The organism is Rhodobacter flavimaris (assembly GCF_021378075.1).
Classification (GTDB): domain Bacteria; phylum Pseudomonadota; class Alphaproteobacteria; order Rhodobacterales; family Rhodobacteraceae; genus Rhodobacter; species Rhodobacter flavimaris.
In genome coordinates, this window is the sequence record NZ_JAJUOS010000001.1 from 297,229 (window position 1) to 318,585 (window position 21,357).

The 21,357-nt window shown below is 64.3% G+C and carries 22 protein-coding genes and 1 tRNA gene; 13 read left to right on the plus strand and 10 right to left on the minus strand.

The genetic code is table 11. The features are described from left to right. Positions 1 to 33 precede the first annotated feature (33 nt). A complete protein-coding gene (locus tag LZA78_RS17765) occupies positions 34 to 156 on the plus strand; it encodes a hypothetical protein (RefSeq protein WP_255697080.1) in 123 nt (40 codons plus the stop codon). A 131-nt stretch (positions 157 to 287) separates the two neighbouring features. Here LZA78_RS17765 and LZA78_RS01490 read toward each other — a convergent pair whose 3' ends face one another. Next, the gene (locus LZA78_RS01490; RefSeq protein ID WP_233675178.1) at positions 288 to 716 is read right to left on the minus strand and encodes an iron-sulfur cluster assembly scaffold protein; all 429 of its coding nucleotides are present in this window, start codon (positions 714 to 716) and stop codon (positions 288 to 290) included. A gap of 58 nt (positions 717 to 774) precedes the next feature. On the opposite strand from LZA78_RS01490, the gene hisI reads away from it, so the two are divergent. Then, positions 775 to 1,137 carry a phosphoribosyl-AMP cyclohydrolase gene (hisI, locus tag LZA78_RS01495; protein ID WP_233675179.1) on the plus strand — a complete coding sequence of 121 codons (363 nt, stop codon included), beginning with the start codon at positions 775 to 777 and terminating at the stop codon, positions 1,135 to 1,137. Here the strand turns inward: hisI and gluQRS are convergent. From gluQRS to LZA78_RS01525, 6 genes are all read right to left on the minus strand, one after another. Further along, complete coding sequence (gluQRS, locus tag LZA78_RS01500; RefSeq protein ID WP_233675180.1) at positions 1,134 to 1,970, minus strand: tRNA glutamyl-Q(34) synthetase GluQRS; 837 nt, start codon at positions 1,968 to 1,970, stop codon at positions 1,134 to 1,136. The two genes, hisI and gluQRS, sit on opposite strands and share 4 nt — an antisense overlap. A 1-nt stretch (position 1,971) precedes the next feature. Then, positions 1,972 to 3,309, minus strand: coding sequence for a methylenetetrahydrofolate--tRNA-(uracil(54)-C(5))-methyltransferase (FADH(2)-oxidizing) TrmFO (trmFO, locus tag LZA78_RS01505; protein ID WP_233675181.1), 1,338 nt, complete (start codon positions 3,307 to 3,309; stop codon positions 1,972 to 1,974). A 42-nt stretch (positions 3,310 to 3,351) separates the two neighbouring features. Beyond that, a complete protein-coding gene (locus LZA78_RS01510; protein WP_233675182.1) occupies positions 3,352 to 4,056 on the minus strand; it encodes a porin in 705 nt (234 codons plus the stop codon). 50 nt (positions 4,057 to 4,106) lie between these two features. Next, a complete protein-coding gene (gyrA, locus tag LZA78_RS01515; RefSeq protein ID WP_438811045.1) occupies positions 4,107 to 6,836 on the minus strand; it encodes a DNA gyrase subunit A in 2,730 nt (909 codons plus the stop codon). Between the two features lie 113 nt (positions 6,837 to 6,949). Then, complete coding sequence (locus LZA78_RS01520; protein ID WP_233675183.1) at positions 6,950 to 7,453, minus strand: disulfide bond formation protein B; 504 nt, start codon at positions 7,451 to 7,453, stop codon at positions 6,950 to 6,952. Continuing rightward, positions 7,453 to 8,031 (minus strand): YqaA family protein, encoded by a 579-nt coding sequence (locus LZA78_RS01525; RefSeq protein ID WP_233675184.1) that lies wholly within the window; start codon positions 8,029 to 8,031, stop codon positions 7,453 to 7,455. The genes LZA78_RS01520 and LZA78_RS01525 overlap by 1 nt, the downstream gene beginning before the upstream one ends. A 133-nt stretch (positions 8,032 to 8,164) precedes the next feature. On the opposite strand from LZA78_RS01525, the gene ypfJ reads away from it, so the two are divergent. Then, positions 8,165 to 9,004, plus strand: coding sequence for a KPN_02809 family neutral zinc metallopeptidase (ypfJ, locus tag LZA78_RS01530; protein WP_233675185.1), 840 nt, complete (start codon positions 8,165 to 8,167; stop codon positions 9,002 to 9,004). Between the two features lie 54 nt (positions 9,005 to 9,058). Beyond that, positions 9,059 to 9,144 (plus strand) — tRNA-Leu (locus tag LZA78_RS01535). A gap of 17 nt (positions 9,145 to 9,161) precedes the next feature. Here LZA78_RS01535 and LZA78_RS01540 read toward each other — a convergent pair. Next, complete coding sequence (locus LZA78_RS01540; protein ID WP_233675186.1) at positions 9,162 to 9,836, minus strand: sugar transferase; 675 nt, start codon at positions 9,834 to 9,836, stop codon at positions 9,162 to 9,164. Between the two features lie 250 nt (positions 9,837 to 10,086). Between LZA78_RS01540 and LZA78_RS01545 the strand changes: the two genes are divergently transcribed. After that, on the plus strand, positions 10,087 to 10,530 hold the full coding sequence (locus LZA78_RS01545) for a hypothetical protein (RefSeq protein WP_233675187.1): 444 nt from the start codon (positions 10,087 to 10,089) through the stop codon (positions 10,528 to 10,530). Here LZA78_RS01545 and LZA78_RS01550 read toward each other — a convergent pair. Continuing rightward, positions 10,527 to 10,967, minus strand: coding sequence for a hypothetical protein (locus tag LZA78_RS01550; protein ID WP_233675188.1), 441 nt, complete (start codon positions 10,965 to 10,967; stop codon positions 10,527 to 10,529). The genes LZA78_RS01545 and LZA78_RS01550 overlap by 4 nt on opposite strands. A 142-nt stretch (positions 10,968 to 11,109) precedes the next feature. Between LZA78_RS01550 and LZA78_RS01555 the strand changes: the two genes are divergently transcribed. From LZA78_RS01555 to LZA78_RS01575, 5 genes are all read left to right on the plus strand, one after another. Further along, positions 11,110 to 11,727: a tetratricopeptide repeat protein gene (locus tag LZA78_RS01555; protein ID WP_233675189.1), complete on the plus strand. Its 618-nt coding sequence runs from the start codon at positions 11,110 to 11,112 to the stop codon at positions 11,725 to 11,727. A 2-nt stretch (positions 11,728 to 11,729) separates the two neighbouring features. Beyond that, positions 11,730 to 12,980, plus strand: a complete 1,251-nt coding sequence (locus LZA78_RS01560; protein WP_233675190.1) for an O-antigen ligase family protein — start codon at positions 11,730 to 11,732, stop codon at positions 12,978 to 12,980. A gap of 94 nt (positions 12,981 to 13,074) precedes the next feature. Continuing rightward, positions 13,075 to 15,198: a GumC family protein gene (locus LZA78_RS01565; RefSeq protein WP_233675191.1), complete on the plus strand. Its 2,124-nt coding sequence runs from the start codon at positions 13,075 to 13,077 to the stop codon at positions 15,196 to 15,198. 99 nt (positions 15,199 to 15,297) lie between these two features. Next, positions 15,298 to 16,314, plus strand: a complete 1,017-nt coding sequence (dusA, locus tag LZA78_RS01570) for a tRNA dihydrouridine(20/20a) synthase DusA (RefSeq protein WP_233675192.1) — start codon at positions 15,298 to 15,300, stop codon at positions 16,312 to 16,314. A gap of 25 nt (positions 16,315 to 16,339) precedes the next feature. Next, positions 16,340 to 17,155: a sulfite exporter TauE/SafE family protein gene (locus LZA78_RS01575; protein WP_233675193.1), complete on the plus strand. Its 816-nt coding sequence runs from the start codon at positions 16,340 to 16,342 to the stop codon at positions 17,153 to 17,155. Position 17,156: 1 nt separating this feature from the next. On the opposite strand, the gene mazG is transcribed toward LZA78_RS01575, so the two are convergent. Beyond that, positions 17,157 to 17,990 (minus strand): nucleoside triphosphate pyrophosphohydrolase, encoded by an 834-nt coding sequence (gene mazG, locus LZA78_RS01580; protein WP_233675194.1) that lies wholly within the window; start codon positions 17,988 to 17,990, stop codon positions 17,157 to 17,159. A 64-nt stretch (positions 17,991 to 18,054) separates the two neighbouring features. Between mazG and LZA78_RS01585 the strand changes: the two genes are divergently transcribed. The 3 genes from LZA78_RS01585 to secD all read left to right on the plus strand — a co-directional run bounded on the left by LZA78_RS01585 (position 18,055) and on the right by secD (position 21,346). Further along, positions 18,055 to 19,218 (plus strand): M20 aminoacylase family protein, encoded by a 1,164-nt coding sequence (locus LZA78_RS01585; RefSeq protein WP_233675195.1) that lies wholly within the window; start codon positions 18,055 to 18,057, stop codon positions 19,216 to 19,218. A 109-nt stretch (positions 19,219 to 19,327) separates the two neighbouring features. Next, the gene (yajC, locus tag LZA78_RS01590; RefSeq protein WP_233675196.1) at positions 19,328 to 19,666 is read left to right on the plus strand and encodes a preprotein translocase subunit YajC; all 339 of its coding nucleotides are present in this window, start codon (positions 19,328 to 19,330) and stop codon (positions 19,664 to 19,666) included. Positions 19,667 to 19,681: 15 nt separating this feature from the next. After that, the gene (secD, locus tag LZA78_RS01595; protein ID WP_233675197.1) at positions 19,682 to 21,346 is read left to right on the plus strand and encodes a protein translocase subunit SecD; all 1,665 of its coding nucleotides are present in this window, start codon (positions 19,682 to 19,684) and stop codon (positions 21,344 to 21,346) included. The last annotated feature ends 11 nt before the right edge of the window (positions 21,347 to 21,357 follow it).

Consider the following 21,357-nt stretch of genomic DNA (forward strand, 5'->3'; position numbering starts at 1 on the left):
ACAAAGTAGCAACAACGGAGAAGGAGGTTCCGAATGCGCCGCGAAGTTCAAGCAATTTTCAAACGTCATTCGAACGGCCTTCTGAATGATGCACTGGGCGCGATGTCGCTCTGCATCACGTTCCTCGGCGTTCTGTTCATTCCGGGCCTGTTCTGAGGCCCAACCGCTACTGCCTCGCGCTTTTCGCTGCCGTCCTGTCCCCAAACACACGGCCTGCCTGTCGATACGGGCTATTTCGCCCGGAAAGCGCTTCCTGACGCCGCCATCTTCGGATGGCGGCGTTTTTTTTAGCCCGCGTTCAGCGCGTCGAGCGTCGCCTGCGGGGGAAGCAGGATCGACGCGTGCCGATTGGGATAATCGCGGGCCGCTAGCAAAACCTCGTAATCGGCGAAGGGGGCGGCGGGCACCGGGCCGCCCTTGAGCATCGCTGCCAGTTCGTCGCGCAGGCGCTCAACCTCGGCCGGCGTGCGCCCGATGACATTGGCACCAAAGATCGAGGCCGAGGCCTGCCCAAGCGCGCAGGCGTGAACCTGCTGGCTGTAGCCGGTGATACGCTGGCCGTCGAAAGCCAGTTCCACCGTGACGGTTGAGCCGCAAAGCGGTGCGCGGCGATTGGACTTGTGGGTGGGCGCGGGCAGGGGCTCGGTATGCGGGATATCTGCCGCCAGCGCGAGGATGCGCGACGAATAGAGTTTGAACAGGTCGGTATCGCTCATGGCTTTCCCCCGCAGGCGTCCCGCGATAGATAGTGCCTTACGCCCAAGGAGAAAAGTCATGACCTTCGATCCCAGCACGCTCAAATACGACGCGAACGACCTGATCCCGGCGATCGCGCAGGATCACAAGACGGGCGAGGTGCTGATGATGGCCTGGATGAACGCCGAGAGCCTCTCGCGCACGCTTGAGACTGGCCAGGTCACCTACTGGTCACGCTCGCGCCAGAGCTTCTGGGCGAAGGGAGAAAGCTCGGGGCATGTGCAGAAGCTGGTTGAGTTACGCGTCGATTGCGACCGCGACTGCCTGCTGATGCTTGTGGATCAGGTCGGGCCCGCGTGCCACACCAACCGCCGGAGTTGTTTCTACACGGCGGTGCGGAGCGGCGAAGAGGTCGAGATCCTCGTGCCGATGGCGGACTAAAGCCCGACGAGGCGACGAATATCGGCGGGCGTGGCCCCCTCGGCGCGGTATTTCGCGATCGCGCGCGCGTCATCGCGCTTCGCAAGGCGTTTGCCGTTTTTGTCTCGAATAAGTTTGTGATGGCAATAGGTTGGCGTCTGAAGCCTCAGTAGTTTCTGAAGCGTGACGTGGATCTGGGTGGCGTCGAACAGATCCTCACCACGCACGACATGCGTAATGCCCTGCGCCGCGTCATCCAGCACGACCGACAGGTGATAAGAGGTTCCCATATCGCGCCGGGCAAGGACGATATCGCCTACGTTCTGGATCATCTGTTCGGGGGTGATGCTGTGCGTGCCGCAGTGCGCCTCGCAAATTTCATAGTATGAACAATGGGTTGCGGCGCGATCTATATAAAGTCGTAGCGCCGCTTCGGGCAGAGGTTCACCCGCCTTGCGCGCGCCGGCCTGTCGGCAGGTGCCGGGATAGATGAGGCCATCCGGCCCTAAGCTGACACCTTCTTGCGGGGCCGAGGTAGCCGCCTCGATATCGCGGCGGGTGCAGGAGCAGCGATAGAGAAGGTCATTTTGCCACAGATCTTCAAGCGTTTGGCGGTAGATTTTTAACCGCTCTGATTGGCGCATCACCGGCTCTTCCCATGTCAGGCGAAGCCAGGCGAGGTCATCGTAAATCTGCGCCTCCCATTCCGGGCGGGAGCGTTGCCGGTCGATATCCTCTATACGCAGGAGGAAGCGCCCGCCCGCCGTGTGCGCCATGTCGTGCGCCAGAATCGCACTATAGGCATGGCCAAGATGGAGCGGCCCGGTGGGCGAAGGCGCGAACCGGGTGATCATCTCAACTATGATCCGCAAGCCATTGGGTAAAGGACTCTTTCGCGCGATCCGTATAGGCTTTGTATCGGTCCTTGCGGCCGCGCCGCCCGCCTTTGGCGTCAATCGGCGGGAACAGCCCGAAGTTCACGTTCATCGGCTGGAAGGTCTTGGCCTCGGCCCCACCAGTGATGTGATTGACAAGGCTGCCCATCGCCGTCTCGATGCCCGGGGGCGGAAGGGTTTCCCCTTTGATCTCAGCAGCGGCCATCCGGCCCGCCAGAAGCCCCATTGAGGCGCTTTCGACATAGCCTTCCACGCCAGTAATTTGCCCCGCGAAACGGATATTAGGGCGCGATTTCATTCGCATTTGCGTATCGAGCAGCGTGGGTGAGTTGATGAAGGTGTTGCGATGGATCCCGCCTAGGCGCGCAAAGCTTGCCTCTTCGAGGCCCGGAATCATCTTGAAAACAGTGGTTTGCGCGCCGTATTTCATCTTGGTTTGGAAGCCCACGATATTATAGAGCGTGCCAAGCGCGTTATCGCGGCGCAGCTGCACGACAGCATAGGCCTTTTCCTCGGGCTTATGCGTGTTCGTCAACCCGACAGGCTTCATCGGCCCGTGGCGCAGGGTTTCGCGACCACGCTCGGCCATCACCTCGATCGGCAGGCAGCCATCGAAATAGCCTGCGGTCTCGCCCTCGTGGAATTCGGTCTTCTCGGCGGCCAGAAGCGCGTCGATGAAGGCCTCATACTGCGCGCGGTTCATCGGGCAGTTGATATAGGCCTTCTGCTCTTCCTCGGTCTCGCCCTTGTCATAGCGGCTCTGGCGCCAGGCCACGTCCATGTCGATCGTGTCGGCGTAGACGATAGGGGCGATTGCGTCGAAGAAGGCGAGGCTCTCGGCGCCGGTCGCGGCGCGGATGCTTTCGGCCAGAGACCCAGAGGTCAGCGGCCCGGTGGCCACGATCCAGTTGCCAGTTGAAGGAAGCTCTGTAACTTCTTCTTCGCTAAAGGAAATCAGCGGATGCGCGCGGAGCGCAGCAGTCACCGCGCCCGAGAATGCATCGCGATCGACGGCAAGCGCGCCACCGGCCGGAAGGCGGTGATGCTCGGCCATTTGCATGATCAGCCCGCCAGCCGCGCGCATTTCCCAATGCAGCAGGCCGACAGCGTTGCGCTCATGATCGTCCGAGCGGAACGAGTTCGAGCACACCATCTCGGCGAAATCGCCGGTGCGGTGCGCAAAGGTGCCCACATGGGGGCGCATTTCGTGAAGCACGACGGGCACGCCTGCCTCAGCCGCCTGCCAGGCGGCCTCGGATCCGGCCATGCCGCCGCCAATGATGTGTAGCGTTTCCATGGGCGCGGGTTTAACGCCGCGCCCGGATTGTTGCAATCCGCCTCAGAGGCCCGGAATGAACTCTTGTAGGCCGCGGCTGCCGAAGGTCACGCCGCCGGTCGCGCCGAAGGTGGCCTTGAGGCCGATGCCGACGAAGCTTTCGGCGTCCATGCCGTCGCCATCGACGAAGCCAAGCTCTCCCGTCAGCATGGTGCCCGGGTTGATCCGGTAGCCCGCCGTCGCGCTCAGGCGGCTCATGTCTTCGCCTTCCGAATGCAGCGTGTCGAAGCGCCCGCCAAGGCCAAGCTGCGGGTTCAGCGCGTAATTCGCCTGAAGGCCCAGCTGGTTGCCATGGTTGCCGTCCGAATCCATGTGGGTGAAGGCGGCCTCGTAGCTGATCTGGCCCATGGCGCCCGCGGTCTCAAGCCCGGTGTATTCGACCGACTGGCCATCGAGCCAGTCCTTGCCGATGAAGGCGCCAACCGCCATGTCGCCCGGCAGGTGATAGATCGCGTGGGCGGTTGCGTTCTTGCCGCTTTCGTCGATCCCGTCGAGGTAGCGCGTGGCGATATCGCCCTGAACCGAGAACTGCGGGCCGAAGCCCAGTTCAATCGCGCCGCCAAGGGTGGTCTTGTTCACATCGCGGGCGTTGCCGTCCGCAAGGGTCGAGTAGGACAGGCCGATCTCGGCGCCGGTCACTTCGGTTGCCAGACCGGTTTGCGGCAGCGCAAGCGCCGCTCCGATCGAGAGGAGCAGGAGTTTCTGCATCGTTTGCCTCAGGTTTTGTCTCCGCGCGGGATGCGCGGAGTTATCGTTATTTATTGTTCTGCGTCTTCATCGCCTTGGTCGGCGATCCGCGCGACCGAGACGACTTCTTCATCGGTGCCCGTGTTGAACACCTTCACCCCGCCCGCCGAGCGCGAGCGGAACGAAATCCCCGCGACCGGGCAGCGGATCGACTGGCCGGTCGAGGTGGCCAGCATCACCTGATCGCTGGTCTCGACGGGGAAGGAGGCCACAAGCGCGCCGCCCCTGTCGGTCATCTTGAAGGCGCCGACGCCCTGGCCGCCGCGCCCTCGCACGGGGTAGTCGTGGCTTGAGGAGGTCTTGCCGAGGCCCTTGGTGGTGATCGTCAGGATCAGATCCTGCGCGGTCAGCATCTCGGCGTAACGCTCTTCGCTCAGCGAGCCTTCGGCCGAAACCTCTTCCGCTTCGTCATCGGCCTCGATCTCTTCCTCGCTGCCCATCTCGGCGCGGAAGCGCTTGATGAACGCGGCACGTTCCCAGGGTTCCGCCTCGAAGTGGCGGATGACGGACATCGACACGACCGTGTCGCCGCTGGCCAGACGCACGCCGCGCACGCCAGTCGAGTCGCGGCCCTTGAAGACGCGCACCTCGGTCACCGGGAAGCGGATCGCGCGGCCGCGCTCGGTCACCAGCATGACGTCGTCGGCTTCGGTGCACATGCGCACGTTCACAAGGCTGACGCCGTCGGGCAGTTTCATCGCGATCTTGCCGTTGCGCATCACATTGGCGAAGTCCGACAGCGCATTGCGGCGCACGTCGCCCTCGGAGGTGGCGAAGAAGACCTGGTAGCCATCCCATTCGGCCTCGGGGGCATCGACGGGCATGAGCGCGGCGATGGTGACGCCCTGCGGGATCGGCAGGATATTGACGATCGCCTTGCCTTTCGAGGTGCGGCCCGCCAGCGGCAGGCGCCAGCACTTGAGGCTGTAGACCATCCCGTCGGTGGTGAAGAACAGCAGCTGCGTGTGGGTATTGGCGACAAAGAGGGTGGTGACGACGTCATCCTCTTTGGTCTGCATCGAGGCCAGACCCTTGCCGCCGCGACGCTGCGCGCGGAACTCGGCCAGCGGCGTGCGCTTGATGTAGCCGCCCGAGGTGATGGTGACGACCATGTCCTCGCGCTCGATCAGGTCTTCGTCTTCCAGATCGCCCGCCCAATCCACGATCTCGGTGCGGCGCGGCACGGCGAACAGCTCTTTGACCTCGCGCAGCTCGGTCGAGATGATCTCCATGATGCGTTCACGCGAGCCGAGGATTTCGAGGTATTCGCGGATCTTGCCGGCCAGTTCGGCCAGTTCGTCCGTCACCTCTTGCACGCCCATCGCGGTCAGGCGCTGAAGCCGCAGATCGAGGATCGCGCGGGCCTGGGTTTCCGACAGGTTGTAGGTGCCGTCCTCGTTGATCGGGTGCAGCGGATCGTCGATCAGGCGCAGATATTCGGCGATGTCATGCGCGGGCCAGCGGCGGGTCATCAGGCGCTCGCGCGCCTCGGCCGGATCTTTCGACGAGCGGATCGTGGCCACGATCTCATCGACGTTCGTGACCGCAACGGCCAGACCGCAGAGGATATGGCTGCGCTCGCGCGCCTTGCGCAGCTCGTAGGCGGTGCGGCGGGCTACGACTTCCTCGCGGAAGGTGATGAAATGGGTCAGGAAGTCGCGCAGGGTCAGCTGCTCGGGGCGGCCGCCATTCAGCGCCAGCATGTTGCAGCCGAACGAGGTTTGCAGCTGCGTGAAGCGGTAGAGCTGGTTCAGGACGACATCGGGGGTCGCGTCACGCTTGAGCTCGATCACGACGCGCACGCCGACGCGGTCGGATTCGTCCGCAATCCCGGAAATGCCTTCCAGCTTCTTCTCGCGCACGAGGTCCGCGATCTTCTCGATCATCGCGGCCTTGTTGACCTGATAGGGGATCTCGTCGACGACGATGGCGAAGCGGTCCTTGCGGATCTCCTCGATGTGCGTCTTGGCGCGCATGATGACCGAGCCGCGCCCCTCGAGGTAGGCCTTGCGCGCACCGCCGCGCCCCATGATCTGGGCGCCGGTAGGGAAGTCCGGGCCGGGCACGATCTCCATGATCGCCTCGGTGGACATGTCCGGGTTCTCGATCAGGGCCAGCGTCGCGTCCACCACCTCGCCGAGGTTATGCGGCGGGATGTTGGTGGCCATGCCGACGGCAATGCCGCCCGCGCCATTGACCAGCATGTTCGGGAAGCGCGCCGGAAGGACGGTGGGTTCCTTGTCCTTGCCGTCGTAGTTGTCCTGAAAATCGACCGTCTCTTTTTCGATATCGGCCAGCATGAACGCCGAGGGCTTGTCCATGCGCACCTCAGTGTAACGCATGGCCGCCGCGCTGTCGCCGTCCATCGAGCCGAAGTTGCCCTGACCGTCCAGCAGCGGCAGCGACATCGAGAAGTCCTGCGCCATGCGCACCAGCGCGTCATAGATCGCCGCGTCGCCGTGGGGGTGATATTTACCCATGACGTCGCCGACCGGGCGGGCCGACTTGCGGTAGGATTTGTCATGCGTGTTGCCGGTCTCATGCATCGCGTAAAGGATGCGGCGGTGAACCGGCTTCAAACCGTCCCGCAGATCGGGAATCGCGCGGCTGACGATCACGCTCATGGCGTAATCGAGATAGGCGGTCTTCATCTCCTCGGCGATCGACACCGTCGGCCCGTCGTAAAGGGGGCGTTTGGGGCCTTCGTCGAGGGTTTCCGGCATATCAGGAGTATCGGTCACGCGCGTCTCGTTCTTCTAGATTTTGTTGCCCGTCTTATAGCGCAGTCAAGGCTTGGGGTGCAATCGAGAACCGCCCCGCAGGGCGGCACCTCAACCCTCCACGCCTGCCGCACTTAAGCGCCGCGCTTGGCCGCGCGGTAGGCTAGGATCCACATCACCGCGAACACGAGCGAGAAAACCGCGTTCAGGTTGGGCATGGTGATGCCCATGAAGGACCACACGATCTCATCGCAGCGCACCAGCGGCGCGGCCTGGATCTGGGCCAGAAGATCAGCGGGCGAAAGCCCCGCGACGCCGTTCGAGGTGCAGGTATCGGGGCCCTCAAAAATGTGCCGCTCGACGCCCGAATGGTAGAACCCCAGAACCGAGGTCGTCAGCGCGGCAAGCGCTCCGAAGAAGGCCAGTGCAAGGGGCAGGTTGAAGAGAAGCATCAGCCCGCCCAGAACCGCCGCGACCAGATGCGGCCAGCGTTGCAGGATGCACAGATCGCAGGGCGCAAAGCCGAGCGCCTGAAAGATCAGCGCGCCGATCAGCACCGCCGCCGATCCGGCAGAGGCAAGACCGATGAGAAGGCGGGGCGAGGCAAGGATCTCTCGCGGAGACAGGGGCAGATGCATCACAGATACCTCAGCACGTAGAAGCCGCCGAGCAGGCCGACGACGAAGACGGTAAAGACGAGGCCAAGCCGGCGCTCGATGAAATCCCGGATTGGTGCCCCGAATTTCCACAGCAGGGTTGCCACGATAACGAAGCGCAGGGCACGTGCAAGGACCGAGACGCCGATGAACAGCGGCAGCGACAGATGCGTGGCGCCCGAGAAGATGGTGATCACCTTGTAGGGGAACGGCGTGACTCCCGCGATCAGCACCGCCCAACCGCCGTACTCGTTGAAGCGCTGCGCAAGTTCGTCGAACTGGCCCGACTTGCCGTAGAACTCCAGGATCGGCTGGCCGATCGCGTCCATAAAGCCGTAACCGATCGCATAGCCGAGCATCCCACCCAGAACCGAGGCCACGGTGGCCACGGCAGCGAACTGGAAGGCGCGCCAGGGCATCGCGAGAACCATCGGAATCAAGAGGACATCGGGCGGAATCGGGAAGACCGAGCTTTCGATGAAGGCCACGGCGGCCAGCGCCCAGATCGCGTGACGGTGGCTGGCCAGCCCCATCGTCCAGTCGTAAAGGCTTCGGATCATGTCTGTCCTCGCTGTCGTGCCCCACGCATCGCTTGGCGGGGCGGCAACGTCAAGCGCCGCGCGGACGAAAATCTCTGTCGCGCCGGAACTTGAGTGGGTAATCTCCGTTTCGTGATCAGTGGAGGATTTTACGATGAAGTGGCAGGGACGGCGCGGCAGTGCCAATATCGAGGACCGTCGCGGAAGTGCCGCCCGGGGTGTCGGGCGGGTGACGGGCCTTGGTGCGGTGGCCATCCTGCTTCTGGGGTACTTCCTTGGTGTCGATGTCACGCCGCTGCTTGATCAGGGCCCGGTCTATGAAACCTCGGGCGAGTTGACGTCTGAAGACCGCGCGATGGGGGATTTCGTCTCGGTCACGCTGGCCGATACTGAAGAGGTCTGGGCGGAGATTTTCGCCAACGCCCTCGGGCGCGAATATCAGCCGGTGACGCTGGTGCTCTATTCCCAGGTGACGCCCTCGGCCTGTGGCAATGCCTCGGGGGCGACGGGGCCGTTCTACTGCCCGGTGGACAAGAAGGTCTATCTGGACACTGATTTCTTCACGACCCTCTCGCGGCAGTTGGGCGCGGGTGGCGATTTTGCGGCGGCCTATGTCGTGGCGCATGAGGTCGCGCACCACGTGCAGGATGAGCTGGGGATCCTTGATCAGGTCAATGCCGTGCGTGCGCGATCAAGCGAGGCGCAAAGTAACGCGCTATCGGTGCGGATCGAGCTTCAGGCCGATTGCTTCTCGGGGATCTGGGCGCGGCAGGCGGCGGAGTCTTTCGGCTCGATCGAGAAGGGCGATATTGCCGAGGCGATGAACGCGGCGGCGAAGATCGGCGACGACACGCTGCAACGCAACGCAGGCCGCCGCCCGATGCCCGACAGCTTCACCCATGGCACCTCCGAGCAGCGCCAGCGCTGGTTCGCGACCGGTTTTGACAAGGGCGATCTGCGGGCCTGCGATACCTTCGCCTCGCGCAATCTGTGAGTGGTTCGTAGGCTCTTGTGTTGCGCCTGCGGGGCGGTTAGACCGTGATCGCTGGCCCGAGTGGCGGAATGGTAGACGCAGGGGATTCAAAATCCTCCGGTAGTAATACTGTGCGAGTTCGAGTCTCGCCTCGGGCACCAGCTTTCCCTGATCTTGTTTAGCTACCGTTCGCGCGCAGCGGCACAAGCGCTGTGCGTAGAATCATCGCGACATCGCGCAGCAGGGATTGGTCCGTCAGGTAGCTCTCGTCAAAGCGGACACGGGCCGCGAAACTGGACGTGCCGCGCGCCTCGAGCTGCCAGGGGCCTGTGATCCCGGGGCGCAGGCGGTAGTAACTTCTTCCACCCGCGGCGCGGTAGTCGTGCTCTTGATCGGGCAGGAAGGGGCGCGGACCGACAAGGCTCATATCGCCGCGCAATACATTGAAAAGTTGAGGCAACTCGTCAAGGCTTGTCGCGCGCAGCAACCGGCCCAGACGTGTCACGCGCGGGTCGCGGCGAAGCTTCTGATAGTGATCCCACTCCTGAGCAAGCGCAGGGTCGTTTGCCAGCAGCCGACGCAGCGCAGCCTCGGCGTCCGGCGCCATCGTGCGGATCTTGATGCACAAGAACACGCGGCCGTCACGGCCGACACGCGGTTGGCGAAAGAAACCCGGTCCTCCGTCCCTCCGCGCGAGCACCCAGCATAGTGCGATCAGCGGGGCGCAAAGCGGAAGCAGAAGCAGGGTCAGTGTCAGGTCGAAACATCGCTTGCCGCCGGTCAGGTAAAGCCCGCGCCGCTGCGGGACCTCGGTGCGCGGTGGGCTGATTTCGGACAGAAACAGGTCTGACATGGGCGATTGGCCTTCCTGTTCTCATGGGTTCCGGCATTGGCAGAATTGGTTTGCGAACTCGTGCTTGGGTTGAGTAAGCAAAAACTCCCATAGGTTGTAAATAAAAAAAGGGTTAACGGTGCGATTTGCCGCTCGCTAAGCCGATTTTAATGCAAACGGACTACCCCGATGGAAACGATCCAGTCGGGGAGGCGCAGAGGCGATGCCGTCAAGATCCGCGTTCAGCGTGTTGCGCGCATTCAAATCGTCCATGTGCGAAGTTTTGCTGTTTTGCCTGCTCGCCGCCGTGCCGGCCCTGGCGCAGCCGCCGCACCTCGTGGTCCGGGATGACCGCGGCGGCCCGCTGGAGGCGCGGCTGGCCCGGATTGAGAGCTTGCGACAGCAGGGAAGGGCCGTTGCGATCCCAGAGGGGCGCTGCCTTTCTGCCTGCACGCTCTACCTCGGGCTGGAAGAGACCTGCGTCGGCAAGGCGGCGATCTTCGGGTTTCACGGCCCGACTTCGCAGTTCGGGACCATCGCTTTGCCGCGCGCTGAGTTCGAACGTCTCAGCAACATGATGGCGCGAAGTTACCCCGAATCTTTGCGTGTTTGGTTCTTGCTATACGCGCGATATCAAACACTTACCTATCATTATGTGAAGGGGGAGGAGTTGATCCGCCTTGGTGTCGCCGAGTGCCCCGACGCGATTGACTAGCTGTCGGACCCGTTCGTTCCGCCCGTCGGCGCGGAGTTGCTCAGCGGTTGTGCCGCGCCGTTGAACGCCGTCAGGCTGAGTGAACTCGCGTGCCCGTCGGCGATCAGTTGAGCAAGCAACGTCACATCCCGCGCCAGGGCAGAGCCCGGCGTTGCGTGTCGCGCGGCCAGTTCGAGGGCCTCCGAAATCTGCGCGCTTAGCTTGGGTTTGTCCTGCGCAAGCAAAAGCAACTCGCCTGCGAGCGCAGCAACGAATTCGTCGATCCGGGCCTGATCGGAGCCGGAATCGCTCAGCGCGGTGAAACTGTCTGCCACCGCTGCCGGACAGTCCTCCGACCCACATGCGACCGCGACCGACGCAGGGTCGAACGCCACCGAGGCCGCGCCCATCCCGGCCGAGATGGCATAGATCGAAAGAATTGAAGCAAGAAATCGCATGGCCACCGAATAACTACCTAGAGTAGAGTGACGATAACACGCGGCGCGACGCGGGCAAGAGAAAGGTGCGGCGATGTCAGGGCAGGGCCTCGGGGCAGGAATGCGTGCGGTATTGACGTGCGGGTTCGCGGCTTTGGTGGTGATGGCAAGCGTTCTGCTGCCCGCCGAGGCCACCGCGCTGCGGCACGCAGACGATAGGGCGATGATCTCGGCGCTTCTGGCAGAAGTGCCGATGGAACCCGGGCGCGGGCATCATACGGTGACAAGTCAGCTCTCCGGGTGTTTCTCGGCGCTCGATCAAGTATCGGGAGGCTTGTTTACGCCCGATGCTCGCCGCGCGATTGTGTCGGGATGCGATGCGCTGGCGCAGCGGCGGCTTGAGCAGGCGCCGGGCCACGCGGCGGCGCATCATCTGCGTGCCGAGGCGTTGATGGCGCAGGGGCGGGTCACGCAGGCTCTGTCGGCCTCGCTGTCAGCCGAGGCTTTCGCGCCGAACACCGCATGGCTCGATCAGCGCAGGGTGGCCCTGCTGGCCCGCGTTCAGCCACCGCCCAAGGGCGGGCAGGCTCTTTTTGACCGGGCTTTCGTGCGATTGGCCAGCACACCGGAAACGCGGCTTTGGCTGGCGCAAGGATATGCCCAGGATCGCGCCCTGCGCGCCGCGATCAGCCAAAGTGCGGCAGCGATCCCCGCGTCGGACGCGCAGCGATTGATCGCCGTAATCCGAAGGCTCGAAACCAGCGCCGCGCGAAGGGACTGAGCATGGCGACCTTCAAGCTGCCGATCCCTGGCGCCTCCTCAGGCGCGGCGACGGTTCGGCGCGACGGACGCACGACTCTGGCCTGGCTTTTGTTGTTCCTCGTCCTTGTCGCACCGTTTCCGGCGGGGTCCAACCGGCCCGTCATCTGGCTGATGCTCGTTGGGGGCCTCGGCCTTCTGGGCGTCATCTGGTTTTCTAGGCGCGGCGCGCAGGTCGGCGGCGGGTTGAGAGGCTGGTTCGCGGTCATCGCAATCGCGATGGCGCAGCCGGTCTGGGGCGTGGTGCAAACCATGGGCCTTTCGATCGACCCCGGCGCAACCTTGCTGGCAGTAGTGCGCATGACGGCCAATCTCGGGTTCTTCATGTTGGCGCTTGAGGCATTCTCGCGCCCCGGACTTGGTCGCCGGATCTTGCCGTTCCTGTTCGTTGGCATTTGCGCCCATGCGCTTTGGGGGCTGGTCGCGCTGCGCTACCTTGGGGATGTCGCGCCTTGGGGTGAGAAGATTGCCTATATGGGCGACGCAACCGGGGCCTTCGTCGGGCGTAGCGCCTTTGCTGCCTATCTTGGCATGGGGCTGGTGCTGGGGGTCGTTCTACTGGCCGAGTGTTGGCGCAGCAACAATATGGCGCGCGTTGGCTACCTGCTTGGGATCGCGGTGATCACGGCTGCGCTGATCTCGACGCACTCCCGTCTTGGCGTCAGCTTGGGGATCTTGGCGGCAATCCTTGCTGCGGTGCTGATGGGAGCGTCGCGGCGCTTGGTCGGGCTGGTTGTGGTGCTTGCGGCACTATGTATCTTGGCGCTCGGCGCGCCACTTCTGGATCGCGCCTTCGCGTGGCGTGGCGACGTCGCTGTGCGGTGGGGCATCTACACCGACACGCTGCGGCTGATCGCCGAGCGGCCCCTCACCGGATTCGGGCTCGACAGCTTTGCGCTGGCCTATGAGGCGATCCGCTCCGAGGCGCAGTATAATGCGTTCGTGTTCACCGATGCGCATTCGAGCTATCTTGAATCCTGGGCCGAGGCGGGCGTGATCTTCGGCTCGATGCCTTTTATCGCCGGTTCTATGGTGCTCTCGCGGCTCATGCACAGCCAGTTTCGAAATCGCGCAAGGGTTGTGGCGGCGATCACGACGATCAGCCTTGCCGCCACGCATTCTCTCTTGGATTTCTCTTATGAAATCGAAGCAAACCTGCTTCTTTTGCTTTTTGTTACGGCGCTCGGGGCGTTAGAGGCCCACCCGCGCCGGTGAGCGCCGGCTGTAGTTCTCTCTGACGCACACGTTTAGATTGTATTTACCATGATCTCAGTGCCATACTCCCCGTGATTGCAGGCCGGGGGATGGAATGGCGGGATCGCGAGGCGAACTGATCGAGCTGAGGGCGCTCGTGAACCTCTTTCTTGGGCAGTTGCGCCTGATCACGGGCGTCGCGGCGCTGATCTTTGGGCTTGGGGTTGGCTATCTTCTGGTGGCCACCCCGATCTATCGCGCGACCGCGCTGGTGATGGTCGAGCCGGGGCAGAAAAGCCTGCTCGATGGTGCCGAGGCGCGCGGGGACACGGTGACCGACTTTGCGCGTCTGGAAAGCGAGGTTGCCATCCTGCAATCTGACAAGGTGCTGCTGGCGACGATCCAGCGGGCCGGTTTGATGAGCGACCCCGAGTTTGGCCCGCGCCTAAGCATAATGGAAAAGTTGCGGCTGGCGCTTGGGATGCAAGGGCAGGGCGTTGACGACCCCTCCGCCCTGACCGCGCAGACACTGGAGCGGTTCGCAAGCGCGGTCTCGGTTCGGCGCAGGGGGCAGACCCTGATCCTTGAGGTCTCGGCGGCGTCGCAAGAGGCTGACAAGGCCGCGCGGCTCGCCAATACCCTTTCGCAAACCTATATCGCGCTGCAACTTGACATGAAGGTGGCGCGTGCGCTTGGGGCGCGGGATCTGCTGCAAGCGCAACTCGACCGCGCGCAGCAGGCGCTTGCCGGGTCCGAGGCGGCGATCGACGATTACATCAAGCGTCAGGTTGCCGAACTTGCGACCGAGACCGGGAATATGGCGCTGATGGATCTGTCGGCGCGGCTTGCGGCCTCCGAGGCGGAGCGCGCCACGCATGAGCTTGCCTATCAGCGCGCCGACACGGCTACCTCGGTGCGGGACTGGGCGCAGCTCTCCGCACAATTGGGCCATGAGGGGGTGGCATCGCTTGCGGCGCAGCGCGCGGCGGTGCTGGCACGGCTTCAGGCCGCGCCGGACGCCGATCAGGGCACGTTGGTGTTGCGGCAAGAACTGGCTGTGCTGGATCAGCGATTGGCTCAGCAGGGCGCATCCGTCGTCAGCGACCTGCAAACTCAGGTCGCGCGCCTTGCCGCGCAATCGCGTGATCTGCGCGAGGAGTTGCGGCGCAAGGTGCTGCGCTCGGACCTCTCGCCCGAGACGCTCAGCGCGATCTATGGCCTCCAGCAAGACGCCGAGATCGCGCAGCGCCAATATGCGACGCTGTTGACCCGGATGCGCGATCTTGAGGCGCAGGCGGTCGTGCAGGTGGCCGACAGCCGGATCGTTTCCGATGCGCTGACGCCCCAAAGCCCGGTCGCGCCCAATGTGCCTATGGTGCTGGCAGCCGCGTTGATCCTTGGGGGCGGGGCAGGCCTCGCCGCGGCACTGGCGCGCAGCTTTTTCGTCGCGGGGATCGACAGCTCGCAGCAACTGGCCGAGGTTCTGCCGGTGCCCTTGGCCGCGACAATCCCCTGGGTCGATCTGGGCAGTGGTCAGCGCTCGGTTGCCGATAGGGTGCTTGACGCGCCGTTCTCGGCCTATGCCGAGGCGTTCCGGCGGCTCCGCCTGTCGCTGGAGCAGGTGCCGCATCGGCGCTCGGGTGCGATGGTGATCCTTGTCTGCTCGGCGGTGCCGGGCGAGGGGAAGTCGGCAGTCGCGCTCGCGCTTGCGCGCAGCTACGCGCTTGGCGGCAAACGCACGCTTCTGATCGACGCCGATCTGCGGCGGCCAACCCTGGCGCGGCACATGGGCCTGACGCCAGAGCTTGGGCTGGTCGACTATATCGAGAACGCGCAGGCTCTGACCGGCGGCGAGGAGCTTTGCCGCAAAGACCCGAGATCGCCGGTTGTCGCCATTCTGGGGGAGGGGCGCCCCGAGCAACCTACCGATCAGCTATTGCGCTCTGAGATGTTTGACGAGGTTCTCGACACGGCGCGCGAGGCCTTTGATGTCATCGTGATGGACACCGCGCCGCTCTTGCCCGTCGTCGATACGCAATACCTTGCAGGGCATGCGGATGCCGCGGTCATGGCGGTACGCCATGCCGCCACGGCGCAGGCCGAGACGCTTGAGGCGCTGCGCCAGTTGACCGAGGCCAGCAATGGGGCACTTCCGGTCCTGTCCGTCCTCAGCATGGACCGCTCGAACCGCCGCCTGTCGCGATACCGCGGCTATTACGCCGAATACGCGCCCGGCTGAGCCGCGCCGAGCCGGTGGACGCCCTGTCCAAATTGCACTAAGGAGCGGCTCTCTCACCCCGCCGGGGAACGGATCAGCACGCAAGAGGACAGGGTGTCGATGACCCAGCACGACAGCTCCGCAACACGGTTCGATGCCTGCCGGCGTTCGGCCCGCCTGTCGGTTGCGCCGATGATGGACTGGACCGACCGCCACTGCCGCTATTTCCACCGGCTGATCTCGCGCAATGCGCTGCTTTACACCGAGATGGTCACGGCGCCTGCGATCATTCACGGTCCGCGCGCGCGGTTGCTGGATTTCAACGCCGAGGAGCACCCCGTCGCCCTGCAACTGGGGGGCTCCGAACCCTCTGAGCTTGCCGAGGCCACTCGGATCGCCCGCGACTGGGGCTATGACGAGATCAACCTCAATTGCGGTTGCCCCTCGGATCGTGTGCAATCGGGCGCTTTCGGCGCCGTGCTGATGAAAACGCCCGAGCTTGTGTCCGATTGTGTCGCGGCGATGATCGGGGCCTCTGATGTCGAGGTGACGGTGAAATGCCGCATCGGCGTGGACGAGGAAGACCCCGAAGAGGTTCTGCCGCGTTTCCTGTCCGTGGTGGCAGGCGCGGGCGTGCGCCGCTTCACGATCCATGCGCGCAAGGCCTGGCTTCAGGGCCTCAGCCCCAAGGACAACCGCGAGATCCCGCCGCTTGATTATCCGCTGGTGCATCGGATGAAGGCTGAATTCCCCGATCTGCATCTGTCGATCAACGGCGGCCTTGCGACGCTTGAGGCTGCACGCGAGCTGATCGGCGCAGGGCTGGATGGCGCGATGGTGGGCCGCGCGGCCTATCATGAGCCGATGAATATCCTCGGCGCGGCCGATGCCGAGATCTGGGGCGAGGGCGCGCCCGCCGATCCTTTCGCCGTGGCCGAGGCGATGAAGCCCTATATCGCGGACCATCTGCAAAACGGTGGGCGTCTGCACCAGATCACGCGCCACATGCTGGGACTGTTCCACGGGCGGCCCGGTGCGCGTAGCTGGCGGCGGGTTCTGTCCGAAGGGGCCACGCGCGACGGCGCCGGACTAGCGCTTTACGAAACCGCCTTGGCAGAGGTCACGCACGTCGCGTAAGGCTGCGCCTACAGGAGGGCCCAAGATGACCCATATGGAAACTTTGCTGCCTTTGATCGCGATCCTGATTGCGGTGGGGGCCTTCGCGGGCGTTCTGGCCGGGCTTTTGGGCGTCGGCGGCGGGATCGTACTGGTTCCGGCCTTCTTCTACCTGTTCGGCGGGCTTGGCTATGGCTCGGACCAGCTGATGCAGGTTTGCGTCGCGACTTCGCTTGCGACGATCATCGTGACATCGGCGCGCTCGGTCATGGCGCATAACCGTAAGGGCGCGGTGGACTGGACGATCCTCAAGCAATGGGCGCCGCTGATTGCCGTGGGCGCGATTGTCGGCGTGCTTGTGGTGGCGCAACTGCGCACGCAGACGCTGCAAATCATCTTCGGCGTGATGCTGGTGCTGATTGCACTTTACATGATGCTGGGCAAGGCAAGCTGGCGGCTGTCCGATCACCTGCCGGGGCTTGGGTTTCGCGCCTGGTTCGGGCCGCTGATGGGTTTCATCTCGGTTCTGCTGGGGATCGGCGGCGGCTCGATCGGCACGCCGATGCTGACGCTGCATGGGGTTCCGATCCATCGAGCGGTTGCGACCTCGGCGGGCTTCGGGATCACGATTGCGCTGCCCTCGGCCATCGCCTTCCTGTTGACCCCTGTAGCCACCGCGCCGCCTTACAGCGTGGGCGCGGTGAATATTCCGGCGTTTCTGGTGGTCATCGCCACGACGACGATCACGGCCCCTTGGGGCGCGGCGCTGGCGCATCGGCTGGACCCCAAGCGCCTGCGTCAGGTCTTTGCCGCCTTCCTGATCCTTGTGGCGCTGAACATGCTGCGCAAGGCGCTGCTCTAGGTTACTTCACGCCGCGCGCTTTCGCGTCGTTCCACAGCGCGTCCATCTCGGCCAGATCGCTGTCGGCGGGGCCTTTGCCGAGTTTACGCAGCTCACCTTCAATATGAGCGAAACGGCGGGTGAACTTGCCGTTGGTCGCGCGCAGGGCGGCCTCGGGGTCGATCCCGAGGTGGCGGCCAAGGTTGACCATCACGAAGAGTAGATCGCCGTATTCCTCGGCGATCTCGCTCGGGCCAAGCGTCGCGCGCGCCTCGTTCAGTTCCTGCGCCTCTTCGATGATCTTGTCGATCACCTCGGCGGTCGAGGGCCAATCGAACCCAACCCGGGCGGCGCGCTTTTGCAGCTTGACGGCGCGGGTCAGGGCGGGCAGGCCAAGCGCCACACCATCCAGAACGCCACGCTCGTCCTTGCCCGCGCGCTCGGCGGCCTTGATCTTTTCCCAGTCCTCGGTCTGCTGCTCGGCCGATTTGTCGCGGCTTTCCGCGCCGAAGACATGCGGGTGGCGCGAGACCATCTTGGCGTTGATCGACTTCAGCACACCCAGAATGTCGAAATGCCCGGCTTCGCCCGCCATCTGCGCGTGATAGACGACTTGCAGGGCCAGATCGCCCAACTCGCCCTCCAGCTCGCCCCAGGCGCGGCGCTCAATCGCGTCGGCAACCTCATGCGCCTCCTCGATCGTGTAGGGGGCGATGGTGTCGAAGTTCTGCTCGATATCCCAGGGGCAGCCCGTTTGCGGATCGCGCAGGCATTCCATGATCGCCACAAGCCGCGCAAACTGGTCCGGCACATCGCCTGTTTCGTCGAATATGATCAAATCCGTCGGTTTGGGCATTGCGCTCGCCTTCGTGTTGGAGTGTTCTTCGGTCAGTATCGCTTCCCAACCCGCAGAGTCCACTATGCCCGTGATCAACCGCATCGCCGCCCTTGCCCCCGAGATGACCGAGTGGCGCCGTTACCTGCACCAGCATCCCGAGCTTGAGTTCGACCTGCCCGTGACCTCGGGCTTCGTGGCCGACCGGCTGCGCGAATTCGGGGTGGACGAGATCCACGAAGGGATCGCGACCTCCGGGATCGTCGCGCTGATCAAAGGCCGCGCGCCGGGGCCGGTGATCGGCCTGCGCGCGGATATGGATGCGCTGCCCATCGACGAGATTACTGGGGCCGACTATGCCTCGCTCAACCCCGGCAAGATGCATGCCTGCGGCCATGACGGGCATACGACGATGCTTTTGGGCGCGGCGAAATACCTGGCCGAGACGCGTAATTTCGCAGGCACCGTGGCGCTTCTGTTCCAGCCCGCCGAAGAGGATGGCGGCGGCGGTGAGGTGATGGTGAAGGAAGGCGTGATGGATCGCTTCGGGATCGAGCAGGTCTACGGTATCCACAACGCGCCCAACGTGCCCTTCGGCCATTTCCACACGACGCAGGGGCCGCTGATGGCGGCGGTGGACACCGCATGGGTGACCGTGCGCGGCAAGGGCGGCCATGGCGCGACCCCGCATGAATGCGTCGATCCCATCGTTGCCATCACCGGGATGGTAGGAGCCCTGCAAACCATCGTCAGCCGCAACGCCTTCGCGCTGGATGAGTTGGTCGTTTCGGTGACCCAGATCCACGTCGGCACCGCCAACAACATCATCCCCGAAGAGGGCTGGTTCTGCGCCACGATCCGCTCGTTCCATCCCGAGGTGCGCGATCTGGCCGAGCGGCGCTTCCGCGAGATCGTCGAAGGTCACGCGGCGGCTTATGGGGTTTCGGTCGAGATCGACTATGACCGGGGCTACCCGCCCACCGTGAACGACGCCGCCAAGGCCCGCTTCGCCGCCGATGTCGCACGCGAAATCGCCGGGGCCGACGGCGTTCTGGACGATGCCGGGCGCGAAATGGGGGCCGAGGATTTCTCGTATATGCTCGAAGCACGCCCCGGCGCCTACCTCTTCCTGGGCACCGGGCCGGGGCCGGGCCTGCACCACCCGGCCTATGATTTCAACGACGAGGTCGCCCCGGTCGGCGCGAGCTTCTTCGTGCGTCTGGTCGAGCGCGCTTTGCCTGTCGTGTGACGTCGGCGTGATGCACCCCGTCGCGCCTTGCCAAGCCGGGGGGCGGCGGCTAGGGTGCGCGCCGAAAACCGGGGGCATGACCCCCAGGCCCTAACGAGAGGACCACAAGATGTTCGCAACTCCCGCTTTTGCTCAGGCTGCAGGCGCTCCGGCCGGTGGCGCTGCCGCTTTCAGCCAGTTCCTGCCGCTGATCCTGATCTTCGTTATCATGTATTTCATGCTCATCCGCCCGCAGCAGAAGCGCGCGAAAGAGCACCGGGCGATGGTCGAGGCGCTGCGCCGTGGCGATCAGGTCGTCACCCAGGGCGGCATCGTCGGCAAGGTCACCCACGTCCGCGAGGACGGCGAGCTTGAGGTCGAGATCGCGCCGAACGTCAAGGTGCGCGTCATCAAATCGACCGTCGTGCAGGTTCTTTCGAAAACTGAACCAGCCGCTAACGCCGGTTAATCAAGGCTCGCCGCCATGCTACAGATTCCGCTCTGGAAGCGCGTTGTCATCATTGGTCTTTGCCTTCTGGGGCTGGCCATGGCGGCGCCGAACCTGTTCTACCCGCGCGTCGAGGCGCATAACGATGCGGTCAAGGCCTTCACCGAGTCCGGGGCCATGACCGATACGCAGGCTGCCGCCAAGGCGGGTTGGCCGGATTGGCTGCCCTCTGGGCTGGTCAACCTCGGCCTCGACCTGCGTGGCGGCGCGCATCTTCTGGCCGAAGTGAAGGTCGCCGAAGTTTACAAGGCGCGGATGGATTCGCTCTGGCCCGAGGCGCGCAAGGCGCTTGCGGCCGAGCGTGCCACTATCGGCGCCGTGCGCCGTGCGCCTTCGCCGGATGACGAGCTGCGCATCCAGATCGGTGAGCCTTCGCAAATCGCCCGCGCGGTCGAGATTGCGCGCACACTGGCAAGCCCGGTGGTTACGCTGACCGGCGTTGGCCAGAACGACATCGAGGTGACGGGGCAGGGCGACACTATCGTCATCCGCCTGAGCGAGGCCGAGCGCCTTGCGACCGATGACCGCACCATGCAGCAGTCGCTGGAAATCGTGCGCCGCCGCGTAGACGCGGCCGGGACGCGCGAACCGACCATCGTGCGGCAGGGCACTGACCGCATCCTGATCGAGGTGCCCGGCATCGGCTCGGCCGCCGAGCTGAAAGCGCTGATCGGCACCACCGCCAAGCTGACCTTCCAGCCGGTGATCAGCCGTGGCTCCAATCCCGACGCCAACCCCGGCACGGGTAACGAAATCCTGCCCGCCGCCGACGAGCAGGGCATCTATTACGTGCTGGACAAGGTTCCGGTCGTGACCGGGGACGAGCTGACCGACGCCCGCCCTGACACCGACCAGAACGGCTACCCCGCCGTGGCCTTCCGTTTCAACGCCACCGGCGCGCGCGCTTTCGGCGATTACACCGCCAACCATATCGGCGAGCCCTTCGCCATCGTCCTCGACGGCAAGGTGATTTCGGCGCCGACGATCCAGTCGCATATCGCGGGGGGCTCGGGCATCATCACCGGGCGCTTCAGCGTGCAGGAGGCGACCGATCTGGCGCTGCTACTGCGTGCGGGCGCGCTGCCGGCGGGCATGACCTTCCTTGAAGAGCGCACCATCGGCCCCGAGCTTGGTCAGGACTCGATTGACGCGGGCCGCGTGGCCGCAATGGTCGGCCTCGCGGCCGTTGTCGCCTTCATGATCGCTTCCTACGGGCTGTTCGGCGTCTTCGCCTCTACCGCGCTGCTGATCAACATCGCGCTGATCTTCGGTTTCATGTCGATGATCAGTGCCACGCTGACGCTGCCCGGTATCGCGGGGATCGTGCTGACCATGGGCACGGCGGTCGATGCCAACGTGCTTGTGTTTGAGCGTATCCGTGAGGAAATGCGCAGCGCCAAGGGCCCTGCGCGCGCCATCGAGCTTGGCTATGAAAAGGCCATGTCGGCGATCGTGGACGCGAACGTGACCACCTTTATCACCGGCCTGATTCTCTTCGTTCTGGGTGCTGGCCCGGTGCGCGGCTTCGCCGTGACGCTGCTGATCGGCATCGTAACCTCGGTCTTCACCGCGATCTGGGTGACGCGTCTCATGGTCTCGCTGTGGTTCGCCCGGCGCCGTCCGAAACAACTGGTTCTGTAAGGAGAGCGCGT

Coding starts and splice junctions, on each gene's coding strand:
- LZA78_RS17765 (WP_255697080.1), top strand. CDS start 34: ATGCGCCGCGAAGTTCAAGCAATTTTCAAACGTCATTCGAACGGCCTT.
- LZA78_RS01490 (WP_233675178.1), bottom strand. CDS start 716: ATGAGCGATACCGACCTGTTCAAACTCTATTCGTCGCGCATCCTCGCG.
- hisI (WP_233675179.1), top strand. CDS start 775: ATGACCTTCGATCCCAGCACGCTCAAATACGACGCGAACGACCTGATC.
- gluQRS (WP_233675180.1), bottom strand. CDS start 1,970: ATGATCACCCGGTTCGCGCCTTCGCCCACCGGGCCGCTCCATCTTGGC.
- trmFO (WP_233675181.1), bottom strand. CDS start 3,309: ATGGAAACGCTACACATCATTGGCGGCGGCATGGCCGGATCCGAGGCC.
- LZA78_RS01510 (WP_233675182.1), bottom strand. CDS start 4,056: ATGCAGAAACTCCTGCTCCTCTCGATCGGAGCGGCGCTTGCGCTGCCG.
- LZA78_RS01520 (WP_233675183.1), bottom strand. CDS start 7,453: ATGCATCTGCCCCTGTCTCCGCGAGAGATCCTTGCCTCGCCCCGCCTT.
- LZA78_RS01525 (WP_233675184.1), bottom strand. CDS start 8,031: ATGATCCGAAGCCTTTACGACTGGACGATGGGGCTGGCCAGCCACCGT.
- ypfJ (WP_233675185.1), top strand. CDS start 8,165: ATGAAGTGGCAGGGACGGCGCGGCAGTGCCAATATCGAGGACCGTCGC.
- LZA78_RS01540 (WP_233675186.1), bottom strand. CDS start 9,836: ATGTCAGACCTGTTTCTGTCCGAAATCAGCCCACCGCGCACCGAGGTC.
- LZA78_RS01545 (WP_233675187.1), top strand. CDS start 10,087: ATGTGCGAAGTTTTGCTGTTTTGCCTGCTCGCCGCCGTGCCGGCCCTG.
- LZA78_RS01550 (WP_233675188.1), bottom strand. CDS start 10,967: ATGCGATTTCTTGCTTCAATTCTTTCGATCTATGCCATCTCGGCCGGG.
- LZA78_RS01555 (WP_233675189.1), top strand. CDS start 11,110: ATGGCAAGCGTTCTGCTGCCCGCCGAGGCCACCGCGCTGCGGCACGCA.
- LZA78_RS01560 (WP_233675190.1), top strand. CDS start 11,730: ATGGCGACCTTCAAGCTGCCGATCCCTGGCGCCTCCTCAGGCGCGGCG.
- LZA78_RS01565 (WP_233675191.1), top strand. CDS start 13,075: ATGGCGGGATCGCGAGGCGAACTGATCGAGCTGAGGGCGCTCGTGAAC.
- dusA (WP_233675192.1), top strand. CDS start 15,298: ATGACCCAGCACGACAGCTCCGCAACACGGTTCGATGCCTGCCGGCGT.
- LZA78_RS01575 (WP_233675193.1), top strand. CDS start 16,340: ATGACCCATATGGAAACTTTGCTGCCTTTGATCGCGATCCTGATTGCG.
- mazG (WP_233675194.1), bottom strand. CDS start 17,990: ATGCCCAAACCGACGGATTTGATCATATTCGACGAAACAGGCGATGTG.
- LZA78_RS01585 (WP_233675195.1), top strand. CDS start 18,055: ATGCCCGTGATCAACCGCATCGCCGCCCTTGCCCCCGAGATGACCGAG.
- yajC (WP_233675196.1), top strand. CDS start 19,328: ATGTTCGCAACTCCCGCTTTTGCTCAGGCTGCAGGCGCTCCGGCCGGT.
- secD (WP_233675197.1), top strand. CDS start 19,682: ATGCTACAGATTCCGCTCTGGAAGCGCGTTGTCATCATTGGTCTTTGC.